Annotated in this window: 14 protein-coding genes; 9 read left to right on the top strand and 5 right to left on the bottom strand. The window is 57.7% G+C overall.

Annotated elements, in window-relative coordinates; translation table 11 throughout:
- Window positions 1–4: 4 nt before the first annotated feature.
- The 3 genes from RSK20926_RS09655 to RSK20926_RS09645 all read left to right on the top strand — a co-directional run bounded on the left by RSK20926_RS09655 (window position 5) and on the right by RSK20926_RS09645 (window position 1,575).
- Complete coding sequence (locus RSK20926_RS09655; protein ID WP_008206256.1) at window positions 5–454, top strand: YtoQ family protein; 450 nt, start codon at window positions 5–7, stop codon at window positions 452–454.
- The gene (locus RSK20926_RS09650) at window positions 451–978 is read left to right on the top strand and encodes a GNAT family N-acetyltransferase (RefSeq protein ID WP_008206255.1); all 528 of its coding nucleotides are present in this window, start codon (window positions 451–453) and stop codon (window positions 976–978) included. Before RSK20926_RS09655 ends, RSK20926_RS09650 begins: the two co-directional genes overlap by 4 nt.
- Before the next feature lie 123 nt (window positions 979–1,101).
- Window positions 1,102–1,575 carry a hypothetical protein gene (locus tag RSK20926_RS09645; protein WP_008206253.1) on the top strand — a complete coding sequence of 158 codons (474 nt, stop codon included), beginning with the start codon at window positions 1,102–1,104 and terminating at the stop codon, window positions 1,573–1,575.
- Window positions 1,576–1,692: 117 nt separating this feature from the next.
- Here RSK20926_RS09645 and RSK20926_RS09640 read toward each other — a convergent pair whose 3' ends face one another.
- From RSK20926_RS09640 to ald, 3 genes are all read right to left on the bottom strand, one after another.
- The gene (locus RSK20926_RS09640; protein ID WP_008206251.1) at window positions 1,693–2,502 is read right to left on the bottom strand and encodes a mechanosensitive ion channel family protein; all 810 of its coding nucleotides are present in this window, start codon (window positions 2,500–2,502) and stop codon (window positions 1,693–1,695) included.
- A gap of 124 nt (window positions 2,503–2,626) precedes the next feature.
- Window positions 2,627–3,061 carry a large conductance mechanosensitive channel protein MscL gene (gene mscL, locus RSK20926_RS09635; RefSeq protein WP_008206248.1) on the bottom strand — a complete coding sequence of 145 codons (435 nt, stop codon included), beginning with the start codon at window positions 3,059–3,061 and terminating at the stop codon, window positions 2,627–2,629.
- 204 nt (window positions 3,062–3,265) lie between these two features.
- Window positions 3,266–4,384, bottom strand: a complete 1,119-nt coding sequence (ald, locus tag RSK20926_RS09630; protein ID WP_037254568.1) for an alanine dehydrogenase — start codon at window positions 4,382–4,384, stop codon at window positions 3,266–3,268.
- 137 nt (window positions 4,385–4,521) lie between these two features.
- On the opposite strand from ald, the gene RSK20926_RS09625 reads away from it, so the two are divergent.
- From RSK20926_RS09625 to ppk2, 3 genes are all read left to right on the top strand, one after another.
- Window positions 4,522–4,980 carry an Lrp/AsnC family transcriptional regulator gene (locus RSK20926_RS09625; RefSeq protein WP_008206245.1) on the top strand — a complete coding sequence of 153 codons (459 nt, stop codon included), beginning with the start codon at window positions 4,522–4,524 and terminating at the stop codon, window positions 4,978–4,980.
- Window positions 4,981–5,084: 104 nt separating this feature from the next.
- Complete coding sequence (locus tag RSK20926_RS09620) at window positions 5,085–6,677, top strand: GMC family oxidoreductase (RefSeq protein ID WP_008206243.1); 1,593 nt, start codon at window positions 5,085–5,087, stop codon at window positions 6,675–6,677.
- A gap of 212 nt (window positions 6,678–6,889) precedes the next feature.
- On the top strand, window positions 6,890–7,807 hold the full coding sequence (ppk2, locus tag RSK20926_RS09615; protein ID WP_008206241.1) for a polyphosphate kinase 2: 918 nt from the start codon (window positions 6,890–6,892) through the stop codon (window positions 7,805–7,807).
- A 152-nt stretch (window positions 7,808–7,959) separates the two neighbouring features.
- Here the strand turns inward: ppk2 and RSK20926_RS09610 are convergent, their stop codons facing one another.
- Window positions 7,960–8,487 (bottom strand): MarR family winged helix-turn-helix transcriptional regulator, encoded by a 528-nt coding sequence (locus tag RSK20926_RS09610; RefSeq protein ID WP_008206239.1) that lies wholly within the window; start codon window positions 8,485–8,487, stop codon window positions 7,960–7,962.
- 87 nt (window positions 8,488–8,574) lie between these two features.
- Here RSK20926_RS09610 and RSK20926_RS09605 point away from each other — a divergent pair, with 87 nt between their 5' ends.
- Window positions 8,575–9,741, top strand: a complete 1,167-nt coding sequence (locus tag RSK20926_RS09605; protein ID WP_008206238.1) for a cytochrome P450 — start codon at window positions 8,575–8,577, stop codon at window positions 9,739–9,741.
- Between the two features lie 195 nt (window positions 9,742–9,936).
- A complete protein-coding gene (locus RSK20926_RS09600) occupies window positions 9,937–10,575 on the top strand; it encodes a glutathione S-transferase family protein (RefSeq protein ID WP_008206237.1) in 639 nt (212 codons plus the stop codon).
- Window positions 10,576–10,655: 80 nt separating this feature from the next.
- On the opposite strand, the gene RSK20926_RS09595 is transcribed toward RSK20926_RS09600, so the two are convergent.
- Window positions 10,656–11,054, bottom strand: coding sequence for a DUF983 domain-containing protein (locus tag RSK20926_RS09595; protein WP_232281876.1), 399 nt, complete (start codon window positions 11,052–11,054; stop codon window positions 10,656–10,658).
- Between the two features lie 232 nt (window positions 11,055–11,286).
- Here RSK20926_RS09595 and RSK20926_RS09590 point away from each other — a divergent pair, with 232 nt between their 5' ends.
- Window positions 11,287–12,675 carry an aminotransferase-like domain-containing protein gene (locus tag RSK20926_RS09590; RefSeq protein ID WP_037254652.1) on the top strand — a complete coding sequence of 463 codons (1,389 nt, stop codon included), beginning with the start codon at window positions 11,287–11,289 and terminating at the stop codon, window positions 12,673–12,675.
- Window positions 12,676–12,699: the final 24 nt, after the last annotated feature.

The following is a 12,699-nucleotide window of genomic DNA, read 5'->3' as shown; positions in this document are numbered from 1 at the left end:
CAGCATGAGTTTGAATGTCTATCTTTCCGGCGAAATCCATACCGATTGGCGCGAACAGATCACCGAGGGTGCCAAGGGGTTGGATGTTCGATTCAACAGCCCGGTGACCGATCATGCCTCCAGCGATGACTGCGGTGTCGCGATCCTGGGCGTAGAGGAAAACAAATACTGGCATGACCATAAGGGTGCCATGGTCAATGCGATCCGCACCCGCAAGGGGATTGCTGACGCTGATGTGGTGGTGGTGCGTTTCGGCGAAAAATACAAACAGTGGAACGCGGCCTTTGATGCGGGCTATGCGGCTGCTCTGGGTAAATCCATCATCGTGCTGAACCCGCCGGAACATCAGCACGCCTTAAAAGAAGTACATGCGGCGGCGCTGGCTGTTGCGGAAGAACCCCGCCAAGTCGTGGAAGTGCTGAAATACGTGCTGAGCGGCGCGCTGCCAGGATGAGCGCCCCAATCCTGAAATCAGAGCGACTGGTGCTTCGGCCGCATGTGATCGATGATTTCAAAGATGTTGTCGCACTTTGGGCGGATCAGCGCGTAGTTGAGTTTATCAGCGGAACACCCAGTACTGAGGAGCAATCCTGGGACCGCCTGCTGCGTTACATCGGTCATTGGGCCGCGCTCGACTATGGGTTTTGGGTGGTTGAGGATCGCGACACCCAGGCCTTTCTGGGAGAGGTCGGTTTCGCGGATTTTCATCGCAGCATTGGGGGCCCGACCAAGGGGCTGCCCGAAGCGGGTTGGGTGCTGGCTCCAGCAGCTCATGGGCGCGGGATTGCTTCTGAGGCGGTGGCTTGCATCCATCAATGGGCGGATCAAACCAGAGATTGGGCGCAGACCTGTGCGATCTTCAACCCGGCCCATGTGGCCTCGCAGCGGGTTGCTGAAAAAACCGGCTATCGCGTCGTGGGGGAAGCCCGATATAAAGGGTTTGATACCCTGATCATGACGCGCGCCAAAGGGCAGTAGAATTGCCAAAATGACCGGGGCGGCAACTCTTCCTTAAAGAGATCAGGGGTAGAAACTGGAGATTGGGGGCTTTGGTTTTTCCAAGGTCCCCATGTTCCGTAGCCTACTAAACCGGATGCCCTGATGCAGAACAGACGTCGATCCGCAGCTGAGATTACTCCTCTGATCGAGGATCGCGGGTTATTCAAACAAGAGATCTGTCAGGTCGCAGTGTCGTTGGTGCCCATCATGTGGTCCAACAATCGCGGCGATTTCTGTGTCAAAGGGCTGGTGCGAAACGATACCGTCATCGAATTGGTGATCGCCGGGCGCAGAAACCCCGAAGCCCATGCATTGCAGCAACAGCTGCTGCAGCTGCAAAACCAGACAACCCGTCAAGCGCTATCCAGAAAAGCCGATGCGCCCCTGCCGGAGAATATCCGATTGCCGGTCACGATCGAAGGGGCCTGGCGGTTGCGATTCCAGCCGGATGGGGACGGCTGGGAAGTGCGCAGTTACCAACTCTTGGCGGCTCGTTGGGCCTTTTTGGCCAAGGATGGGGTGTCTCGCCATTTTGGCCTCCCACCCGAGCAAATGCGCCAGGGTGGGGTTGGTTAGACAGGACTGGATGGTTAAGCGCGACGAGCCCAGGTCGACGCTGCAGGGCTAGACCAGAAGAACCCCAAAGGACACACGTCATGTTCGGTTTCTTCAGTCGCAAGCGAAAACCGCCCACTAGCCTTCTTTTTTGATCTCCACTTGGTGCGGATAGGGGATGGAAATACCCTCAGCATCAAAGCTTTCCTTGACCGCTTGGGTCATGCTGAACTTCAGCTCCCAATAGTCTACGGCATCGCACCAGACCCTGGCTGTCAGATCGACCGAACTATCCCCCAGGTTTGTGACCCGGACCCAGGGTTCTGGGTCACTTTTTACACGCGGATCATTGCCCGCGATGCGCAGAATGATGGCTTTGGCCTGTTCGGCGTTGTCGCCATAGTCGATGCCAAACACCATATCCACGCGCCGCGTGGCGTAGTGGGAGTAGTTGGTGATGATAGCGCCCCAGGCCTGCCCGTTGGGAACGATGATCTGCACGTTGTCCGGGGTTGCCAGCTCTGTCACAAATAGGTTGAGCGTTTTGACGGTCCCGGATGTGCCTCCGATGTCGACGAATTGGCCGATCTTGTAGGGGCGAAACAGGATGAGCATGAACCCCGCTGCCAGATCGCTCAGCGTGCCTTGAAGGGCGAGGCCAATGGCCAAGGTCGCGGCCCCCATCATAGCGACCAAGCTGGTTGCCTGAATGCCAAACACGCCCAACACCGCAATCAGAACCACAGCAATCAGGGCCCAGCGGATCATGCTTGCCGCAAAATTGCCGAGGGTCGGGTCAATCTCTGGTGTGGCATTGATCCGACGTTGTATTGCCCTGCTGATCATCCCGGCAGCGATCCAACCAACAATCAGAACGAGAAGGGCCTTCGCCCCGTTCAGAACCAAAGGCCAGTATGAAAAGCCCTCTGCGATAAGCTGTTCAATCATTATTCTAATCCATTTGTTTGCGTGTTGGATGTGCTATGACCACGATCGACCGCTTTGCGACAAGGGGAAGATCAATAGAAAAAGCCCCCAAAGTTGGGGGCTTGGGGGTCGAAAACCGGCAGGTTTACTTCTTGAGCGCGTCGCGAATTTCCAGAAGGACTTCCAATTCGGTTGGCCCTGCTGGCGCTTCGGGTTCTGGCGCGGCTTCCTCTTTGCGTGCGGCGGCTTCTTTCACATTGTTGACGTAGCGCACCAGCATAAAGACAACAAAGGCAATGATCAGGAAGTTGATCACGGCCATGATAAAGGCGCCATGGGCAAAGACTGCGGCGCCGGCCTCGCGTGCCGCTTCCAGCGAAGCCCCTGCCGCGACCTCACCGGACAGCACGATATAGGAATTGGTGAAATCCACACCTCCGGTGAAGAGGCCAACAATCGGATTGATCAGATCACCCACCATGGATTTGACAATAGCCGTGAAGGCTGCGCCGACAATAATACCTACCGCCATGTCCATGACATTGCCCTTGGCGATAAAGTCTTTGAATTCAGAAAGCATTTTCCTGTCCCTATTCCCATTTTAGGAGTGAGTTGGAGACGTGCCCCAATTCATCCCTAAATCTGAATTGAATTTGCATGTTTTGGCTAGGGGGAAAAACCCTCTGAGGTCCATGCAATATGCGGTAGAGGGATCATCTTGATACGAAAAACCCGCCAGCAGGGAGGCGCTGGCGGGCGATGAGCATTTGGCGTTGTGCTGAACTTACGACTTCAGTGCCAGGCTCGGGGAGATCACATCCAGGCCGAGGGCTTTACCAACCGCATAGTATGTCAGCTTGCCGGCATGGACGTTGAGGCCGTTCAGCAGATGCGGATCATCCTCACAGGCCTGACGCCAGCCTTTGTTGGCCAGGTTCAGCATGAAGGGCAGGGTCGCATTGCCCAGGGCCTGGGTCGAAGTGCGGGCCACAGCACCCGGCATGTTGGCCACGCAGTAGTGCATGATGCCGTCGACCTCATAGATCGGGTCGGCATGGGTGGTGGCACGGGAGGTCTCAAAGCAGCCGCCCTGGTCGATGGCCACATCAACCAGCACCGCGCCGGGCTTCATCTCGGAAAGCTGCGCACGGGACACCAGTTTCGGCGCTTCTGCACCGGGGATCAGAACCGCGCCGATCACCATATCTGCGTCGCGGACCAGTTCAGCAGTTGCGCCAGCGGTGGAGTACTGGTTTTTGAAGTCACGGCCAAAGACATCGTCAAGATACTTTAGGCGGGTCAGCGAGCGGTCGAGGATGGTGACATCTGCGCCCATGCCTGCAGCGATCTTGGCTGCATGAGTACCGACAACGCCGCCGCCGATGACAACAACCTTGGCCGGAGCAACGCCGGGCACGCCGCCCATCAGCACGCCGCGACCACCATTGGCCTTTTGCAGGGTGTAGCTGCCAACCTGAGGTGCCAGGCGACCGGCAACTTCGGACATTGGGGCCAGCAGGGGCAGACCACCACGGTCGTCGGTCACGGTTTCATAGGCGATTGCGGTGCAGCCCGACTCCAGCAGGTCGTGGGTCTGCTCTGGATCGGGTGCCAGGTGCAGATAGGTGAAGAGCAGCTGGTTTTCGCGCAGCATTTTGCGCTCAACCGCCTGAGGTTCCTTCACCTTTACGATCATATCCGCGGTGGCAAAGATCTCTTCTGCGGTGTCCAGCACAACTGCACCGGCTGCTGCATAGTCTTCATCAGTGAAGCCAGCGCCCAGGCCTGCGCCCTTTTGGATCACAACGTCATGACCGTTGTTGACCGCCTCGCGGGCGGCGTCAGGCGTCATGCCGACGCGAAATTCCTGAGGTTTGATCTCTGTGGGGCAACCGATTTTCATGTGCAACTCCTCCGTTTGCTTTGCGTCAGTCTGACGCAGAACAAACAAAAGGTGCTGCTTTTTTGAGCAGAATAAAAACATGCATTTCGAAGATTCTTCGAATATAATGGGTAAAGTGAGCAAGGAAATTAGCAGAAATGTCTCTGGATAGCACAGATCGTCGTATACTGCAGGCGCTTCAGCGCCAGGGTCGCATCTCAAATGCGGACCTCAGTGAAAAGGTGAACCTCTCGGCTTCGGCCTGCCATCGTCGGGTGCAACGGCTCGAGAGTGAGGGCTATATCAAAGACTATGTTGCGCTGTTAGATGCGCGCAAAATGAAGGTGCCCACAACCGTTTTTGTGGAAATCACCCTGCAGGGGCAGGCGGATGATGTTCTGGATGCTTTTGAGCGTGCGGTTGCCCGTATCCCCGACGTGCTGGAGTGCCACCTGATGGCGGGGACCGCTGATTACATTCTCAAAGTCGTGGCGGAAAACACCGATGACTTTGCGCGGATCCACCGCCAGCATCTCGCGCGTCTGCCGGGCGTTGCGCAGATGCAATCTAGCTTTGCGCTGCGGACGGTGTTCAAGACAACCGCCCTCCCAGTCTGAGCGTATTGCGCGCAAGCACTTGAAAAATTGATGTTTCGCACCGCATTCGGTTGCAGGCCTTGTCGCAATGCGGTGAAATACGGCAGCAAATGCGGAGGCAAAGCATGGAGTGGGACTATATCGTTGCCGGTGCAGGGAGTGCGGGTTGCGTGATTGCAAAGCGGCTCAGCGATGCAGGATATAAAACGCTTCTGCTCGAGGCTGGGGGTAAGGATAACTACCACTGGGTTCATATCCCGATGGGTTATCTCTACTGCATCAACAACCCGCGCACCGATTGGATGTATCGGACAGAGGCGGATCCCGGATTGAACGGGCGCAGTCTGATCTATCCGAGGGGGAAGGTTCTGGGTGGGTGCTCCTCTATCAATGGCATGCTCTATCTGCGCGGACAGGCCGCTGACTATGATGGCTGGCGTCAACTGGGGCTGCCTGGCTGGGGTTGGGACGATGTGCTGCCCTATTTCAAGAAGTCCGAAGACTATGTCGATGGCGCCTCAGAGCTGCATGGGGCAGGCGGCGAATGGCGGGTCGAGAACCAGCGCTTGCACTGGGATGTTCTGGACGACTGGATGGAGGCTGCCGCCAGCTGGGGTCTGCCCAAGGTCACGGACTTCAATACCGGCAACAACGAAGGGGTTGGCTATTTCCGGGTGAACCAAAGGGATGGCTGGCGCATGAACACGGCCAAGGCCTTTTTGCGAACCAGCCAGAATGATTGCCTGAAGGTGGAGACCCAGGCCCATTGCCGCAAAGTCCTGGTTGAGGCTGGGCGCGCTACCGGGGTGGAATACCAGAAAGGGGATAAGGTTCTCACCGCGCATGCGCGCGCAGAGGTGATCCTGTCGGCAGGGGCAATCAATAGCCCGCAGATCCTGCAGCTTTCCGGCTTGGGTCCGGGGCAGTTGTTGCAGGAACACGGGATCAGCGTTCTGAAGGACGCGCCGGCGATTGGCAGCAATCTGCAGGACCACCTGCAACTGCGCTGTGCCTGGCGGTTGAAGCAGGGGCACACTTTGAACACGCTGGCCAATTCGCTTTGGGGCAAGGCGAAGATCGGGATGGAATATGCGTTGAAACGCTCTGGCCCGATGTCGATGGCGCCCAGCCAATTGGGGGCCTTTGCCAGATCGCGGCCGGATCTGGCGACACCTGATTTGGAATACCACGTGCAACCCCTGACGCTGGAAGCCTTTGGGCAGCCTCTGCATGACTTCCCTGGGTTGACGGCAAGTGTCTGCAATCTGCGCCCCGAAAGCCGTGGCCATGTTGCGATCTCTTCCCCGGATCCGCTGCAAGCCCCTAAAATTTCGCCAAATTACCTGTCGACTGAAGGGGATCGACAGGTGGCGGTTGCCGCAATCCGGCAGGCCCGTGCAATCATGGCACAGCCCGCCATGGCGCAATATGCTGCGGAAGAGCTGAAGCCCGGACCCGTTTCGGATGATGAGGCAGACCTGCGCAAAGCGGCAGGTGACATTGGCACCACGATCTTTCATCCGACCTGCACGGTGCATATGGGGCAGGGTGAAGACGCCCCATTGGATGGCGAGCTGCGTCTGCGCGGGGTGTCCGGTTTGCGGGTTGCAGACGCCAGTGTCATGCCGCGCATCACCAGCGGCAATACCAATGCGCCGACCATTATGATTGCTGAAAAGGCAGCTGACATGATTTTGGAGGCAGCGCGGCAGGCATAGCGAGATTTGCCACCAAAATCTGGCGAAGCTGCTTGCACCTTTGGTCAAAAATCGATTCCCTAGGGAGATTAGAACTCCTGGTGCCGAATCCCGTTCCGGACCGTCCCACGCTGCTCTGCCGCGTTTGGCGGACTGCGTCGTGGAACTGACATCAAAGCACCCTAGAGCTCTGGCAAAGCGATCTGCAAACAACAACTGAGAGGAATGCGCCCGTGACCCGCGATACCCAAGAGGACTCCTTTGACTGGCTCGAAGCTGAGCTGCAGGACACCTTGGATGAGGATATCGAAATCGAATTTGCAGAACCGATGCTCTCGATGGAGCTGCGAAAGATCTACCGTGAACAGCACCCGGAGATGCTGGACCGGCAGGTCTATTTTCGCAACCTTCTGCGCTTGCAGGCGGAGCTGATCAAACTGCAAGATTGGGTGGTTGAAACCGGGGCCAAGGTTCTGGTGATCATGGAAGGGCGCGACAGTGCCGGGAAAGGCGGAGTAATCAAGCGGATCACGCAGCGTCTGAATCCCAGGGTTGCGCGGGTGGTGGCATTGCCTGCCCCAAACCGTCGTGAGCAAAGCCAATGGTATTTCCAGCGTTACGTGCCGCATCTGCCCTCGGCGGGTGAGATCGTTCTCTTCGACCGCTCCTGGTACAACCGCGCTGGTGTGGAGCGGGTCATGGGCTTTGCCGATGAAAACCAGGTGGAGAATTTTTTCCGCGACGTGCCTGAGTTTGAGCGCATGCTGGTGCGTTCAAACACAATCGTTTTGAAGTATTGGTTTTCCATCACGGATGAGGAACAGCAGCTGCGGTTCATGATGCGTATTCACGATCCTATGAAGCAGTGGAAACTGTCCCCGATGGATCTGGAGAGCCGCATTCGGTGGGAGCAATATACCAAAGCCAAAGAGGAGATGTTCGAGCGGACCAATATCCCGGAAGCGCCCTGGTACATCGTTGAAGGCAATGACAAGAAGCGCGAGCGGTTGAACTGCATTGAGCATCTTCTGAGCATGATCCCCTATCAAGAGGTCGAAAGCGAAAAGGTCACGCTGCCGGACCGGGAGTATAACCCGGATTATGAACGCCGGTTCCTGCCGGATGAGCTCTACGTTCCCAAGGTTTACTAGGGATAATAGCACACAAGTTGAGTTGCTCCCGTTGCTCCTGAGGCGCGCGCTGACCGAGGGGAGAGCTCCCGCCAACTGGCAGTTTTCAGAGAAAACCTGCAAGCTGTTGGGCGTGGCGCCGGGCCAGAGGCCCGGCGCGGTTGGAGATGTGGTTAATCGGCTTCTTCGATATTGTGCAGAAATCGTTGTAGAAACCCGGTGAACTGATGCACTTCGTCCTCGCTGAAGCCTTTTAGCAGGCCGCGTTGCCTTTCCAGCGCACGCGGCAATAGCTCCGCATGGAGCTGTTGGCCAGCATCGGTCAGATGCCAGGATTTGCGCCTCTCATCGCCGCCAGAGGCCTCTGCCTTGGCCAGACCTGCGCTTTCCAGATGGGCCAGCGACCGACTAACTGCGGCCTTGTCTATTCCGGTGGTGCGCGCTGCATGGGCCACGCTGCAGCCCGGTTGGCGGGTCAGCATCACCAGCATGCGCCAGTCCATCACCCCGATACCAAACTCTGCCTGATACGCGCGGGTCGCATTCCGGGTGAGCCTGTTGCCCGCAAAGGTCACCAGTACCACGGGGCTGCGCCGAAAGCTGAGTGTTGGCGCCGCCGGGGCTCCGTCATCCGGTTCGGGGTGAACCAAAAACAGATCATCTGCCAGATCCGTGGTGGGAGAGGGGGATTTATCGCTCATGTCTGGAAGGTATCCCGAGCTTGTTGACAGGGCAACACATCTGGGTTCAGAGTTTGAGTTGACAAGTCAACATGGAGGGCTCTGGCTGTGCGCGCGAAAACCTATGACATCGACCCAGAGCGTTTTTGGCAGGATCCCTATCCGGATCTGGCGGCGATGCGCCGCCTTGCGGCGGTGGTCTATGTGCCGCAACTGGATGCCTTCCTGATGACGCGCCGGGACGACATTTTTCGCGAAGAGAAAAAGACCGATGTCTTCTCTTCGGTTCAGCCAAAGGGGCTGATGACCCTGCTGATGGGCGAGAACATGATGCGCAAGGACGGTGCGGACCATATGGCTGAGCGCAGGGCGATCTTCCCGACTGTATCGCCCAAAACGGTGCAGCGGGTCTGGCGAGAGGGCTTTCGGGCGCGAACCGCCGAGATTTTGGAGCAGCTTCAGCGCCGGGGGTCTTGTGATCTGGTTGCGGATTTTGCCCTGCCAGTCTCGGCAGAGGCGCTGAAACTGGTGACAGGCCTCAGCAGCATGAGTGCTCTCGATATGGATCGGGTGAGCCAGGGCATGATAGATGGTTGTGCAAACTACAAAGGGGATCCTGCGGTTGAGGCAAACTGCAATCTCTGTACTGCGGAAATCGATCGGGCCATATCCGAAGAGATGGCGCGCGGCTTTGCGGAGGATGACCTGTCGCTCCTTGCGGTGCAACTGCGCGCGGGCCTCCCGGAGGAGCAGGTGCGCGCAAATATCAAGCTGGCGATTTCCGGCGGCCAGAACGAGCCACGCGATGCAATTGCCGGTACGGCCTGGGCGCTCTTGACCCACACAGCGCAGCTCGACGCGGTCCTGGGGGGCGAGGCCAGCTGGCTGCAGGCCTTTGAAGAATATGCGCGATGGATTTCCCCAATCGGCATGTCGCCAAGGCGTGTTGCTCAGCCCTATGAGATCGAAGAGGCGCGTTTGTTGCCGGAGGATCGGGTGTTTTTGATGTTTGGCTCGGGCAATCGAGATGAGAGGCGCTTTTCAAACCCAGAGGGCTTTGACCTTTTTCAAGATTGCAGCCCCTCACTCAGCTTTGGTGCCGGGCCGCATTTCTGTGCCGGGGCCTGGATTTCCAAAGCGCTGATTGCAGAGGCAGCCCTGCCCATGCTGTTTGAATACCTGCCGAAACTCGAACTGAATGGGGAGGTCCCCTTTGGGGGCTGGGCATTCCGAGGACCACAAAAGGTCCCGGTGCACTGGGCGGCTGCGTCTTAGACTGCTTCAGGGGCTGGGCCCTGCCATTCAGCCGCAAGGCGGCGTTTTGGAACTCCAGGTCTTGTCATTGCTAAGTGAGAATTGGTCCTCTCTTGTGGTTTCTGACTTGGCTTGGGCAGATTTCCGGTCAAAGCTGCTGCAACGGCGCCGATCAGCAGAGGTGGTCAGAAAAGCAGATATGCGGGGAGGGCGGAAATGATTGATTTCTACACTTGGGGGACGCCAAACGGGCGGAAGGTCTCAATCCTGTTGGAGGAGCTTGATCTGCCCTATCAGGTCAAACCCATCGATATTACCGCAGGTGATCAGTTGGCCCCGGATTTTCTTGAGATCTCCCCGAATAACCGAATTCCTGCAATCGTTGATCGTGAAACCGGGATGAGCCTGATGGAGAGTGGCGCGATCCTGCTTTATCTCGCTGAGAAAGAGCAGCGTTTCCTGTGCGCAGGCCAAGAACGCTGGGCGATGATGGAATGGCTGATGTGGCAGATGGGGGGCTTGGGCCCGATGCTGGGGCAGGTCCATCATTTCCTGCGTTTCAACAAAGGTGCCGCACCCTATGCGGAAGAGCGGTACTCTGGCGAGGCCCACCGTCTTTACAAGGTGCTCAATAAGCGATTGAGCGATCGGGACTATGTGGCGGGGGCGGGCAGGGGTGAGTATACGATTGCGGATATGGCAATCTGGCCCTGGATCTCCAGATTTGAATGGCAGGAGGTGGACCTAAAGGCCTATCCTGCCGTTTGTAACTGGTATCAGAGGTTGGCCGCGCGGCCAGCGGTGCAGCGCGGCTACCAAGTGCCAACAGAAAGCGGCCCGGTCCCGCTGCCATAGGAGGCTCGCTGCCCAAAGGGATCAGAAGTGCCTTGCCCTAGGCTCGGGCCAAGCCCCGGTCGCAGTGGCGCAGGCCGGGTCTAAAACCCGTGCATCCGTTTGGCCCATTGATAGGCAACCACCAATCCCTTCATACGCGGCAACAGCCAGAGCGATGTGCCGATCGTCACGGCGGACATGATCAGGGCCAGAACCAGGGGATCAGGCCGGTAAAGCACAAAGGTGATGTGAAGCGCAAAACCCAGAATATGCCCGACAATCAGGATGGTCAGATAGGCAGGGCCGTCGTCGGCACGGTTGTGAAAGAGCTCCTGACCACAGTGATCACAGCTATGGCGAACCTTCAGGTAGCTGTGCAGCAACTTCCCTTCACCGCAGCTGGGGCATCGCAGGCGCAGCCCGCGCAGAACCGCCGCTTTCCAGTCACGGGTTTCCACCTCGGTCTCGCCTTCCGGAAGGTTTGGTTCATCCTTGGGCATGTGCATCGTAGGTGTGGGCTGCTCAATCTCAGGTGATTCTGTGTGTTGCATCAAAGGGGTCTCCGTGCTGACAGCAGCGGTGTAGTTTGTTTTGAAATTGATTGCAATCATTGATGCGATCAATTTGTTTGCAAATCCAGACAATCCTGCTATTGCAATGCGGGCAATGGTGGAGCGCCTTGGTGTTCTGCCCCTCAATTGCCCTTCCGTAATTGCCCTTGGAGCTATCGCATTGGCACAATGGATCCCCTCGCTGCTTCCGACAGGCAGGCCGCGCTATATTGAATTGGCTGAAGCCATTCGCACGGACATCGAATCTGGAATTTTGAAACCGGGTGATCGGCTGCCGCCTCAACGCGGGGTGGCGCAGGCTTTGGGTGTGGATTTCTCCACCGTATCTCGCGGCTATGCCGAGGCCGTCCGGCGCGGAGACATTGAAAGCTTTGTTGGTCGCGGCACCTTTGTGCGGGAGACAAACGGCCCGGCAGGGGAAGAGACTGAAACCGCCCAGCCGGACCCACGCCGGAGCCTGGAAGAAGATCCGATGATGAACATGCCGCCAGAGCCGGAAGAGCCTCAGCTGCTCAGGCGGATGGCGCAGGGCGTGGCGCATGTTTCTGCAAATCTGGTGCCACTGCTGCGCTATCAATCGGTGACGGGCAGTGCTGCGGATCGTGACCTCGCCCGGACCTGGATGCAGGAGAATGGGTTTGACACCCCCTTGGAGCGCCTTGCCATTTCACCCGGAGCGCATGCGAGCATCTATGCGATTCTCACGCTTCTGACCGAGCCGGGCCAAGCCCTGCTCTGTGAGGCCGTGACCTATCCCGGCCTGCGCTCTATTGCGGGACAATTGGGGGTGAAACTCATCGGCGTCAAGGAGGATGAGCATGGCATCATCCCAGAGGCATTGGAGGCCCTGATAACGGAGTATTGGCCAGCCGGGCTCTATCTGAACCCGACCCTGAGCAATCCCCGAACCAGAACAATCCCCAAAGAGCGAAGGTTTGAAATCGCAGAGGTCCTAAAGCGCTTTGATCTGCCTTTGATCGAGGATGATGCCTATTGCTTCATCGCAGCGGATGCGCCCGCGCCGATTTCCAGCCACCTGCCGGATCTTGGCTGGCATATCGCGGGGATCTCAAAGGTGTTCGGGGCAGGTCTGCGCCTGGCCTATACCACTATCCCCAATGGGGTTGCGATGGGGGCCTTTGCCCAGATCCAACGGAGCATGCACATCATGCCCTCACCGCTGAGCCTGGCCCTGATGGGACGCTGGATCGAGGATGGTACAGCGGCTGCACTGCAAGCAAACCTGCAACAGGCCGCGAGAGAGCGTCAGGCGCTAGCGGCTGATATTCTACAAGGGTGTCGTTTCGAATCTGCGCCCGAAGCCTTTTGTCTTTGGGTGGAACTGCCCAAGGGCACCAGCCGGGCCGAGGTCATGGGGCGTATGGCAAACCGCAAGATCGGTATCCTGCCCAGTGATGCCTTCACCGTCGCAGGGGAACCACAAGAGGCGGTTCGTGTCTGCCTGGGTGGTCCGATTTCAATGGCTCAGCTGCGTGAAGATCTGCTGGCCTTGCAGGATGCATTGATGCGCAAGGATTGGCTCGGCTGACCCTTTGTTGATCAACTTATTCAG

The organism is Roseobacter sp. SK209-2-6, assembly GCF_000169455.1.
Classification (GTDB): Bacteria; Pseudomonadota; Alphaproteobacteria; order Rhodobacterales; family Rhodobacteraceae; genus Pseudophaeobacter.
This window is presented reverse-complemented; position numbering and strand designations above follow the sequence as displayed.

Excerpts from the sequence above, each read along its gene's own strand:
- RSK20926_RS09655 (WP_008206256.1), top strand. The coding sequence starts at position 5 with ATGAGTTTGAATGTCTATCTTTCCGGCGAAATCCATACCGATTGGCGC.
- RSK20926_RS09650 (WP_008206255.1), top strand. The coding sequence starts at position 451 with ATGAGCGCCCCAATCCTGAAATCAGAGCGACTGGTGCTTCGGCCGCAT.
- RSK20926_RS09645 (WP_008206253.1), top strand. The coding sequence starts at position 1,102 with ATGCAGAACAGACGTCGATCCGCAGCTGAGATTACTCCTCTGATCGAG.
- RSK20926_RS09640 (WP_008206251.1), bottom strand. The coding sequence starts at position 2,502 with ATGATTGAACAGCTTATCGCAGAGGGCTTTTCATACTGGCCTTTGGTT.
- mscL (WP_008206248.1), bottom strand. The coding sequence starts at position 3,061 with ATGCTTTCTGAATTCAAAGACTTTATCGCCAAGGGCAATGTCATGGAC.
- ald (WP_037254568.1), bottom strand. The coding sequence starts at position 4,384 with ATGAAAATCGGTTGCCCCACAGAGATCAAACCTCAGGAATTTCGCGTC.
- RSK20926_RS09625 (WP_008206245.1), top strand. The coding sequence starts at position 4,522 with ATGTCTCTGGATAGCACAGATCGTCGTATACTGCAGGCGCTTCAGCGC.
- RSK20926_RS09620 (WP_008206243.1), top strand. The coding sequence starts at position 5,085 with ATGGAGTGGGACTATATCGTTGCCGGTGCAGGGAGTGCGGGTTGCGTG.
- RSK20926_RS09610 (WP_008206239.1), bottom strand. The coding sequence starts at position 8,487 with ATGAGCGATAAATCCCCCTCTCCCACCACGGATCTGGCAGATGATCTG.
- RSK20926_RS09600 (WP_008206237.1), top strand. The coding sequence starts at position 9,937 with ATGATTGATTTCTACACTTGGGGGACGCCAAACGGGCGGAAGGTCTCA.
- RSK20926_RS09595 (WP_232281876.1), bottom strand. The coding sequence starts at position 11,054 with ATGCCCAAGGATGAACCAAACCTTCCGGAAGGCGAGACCGAGGTGGAA.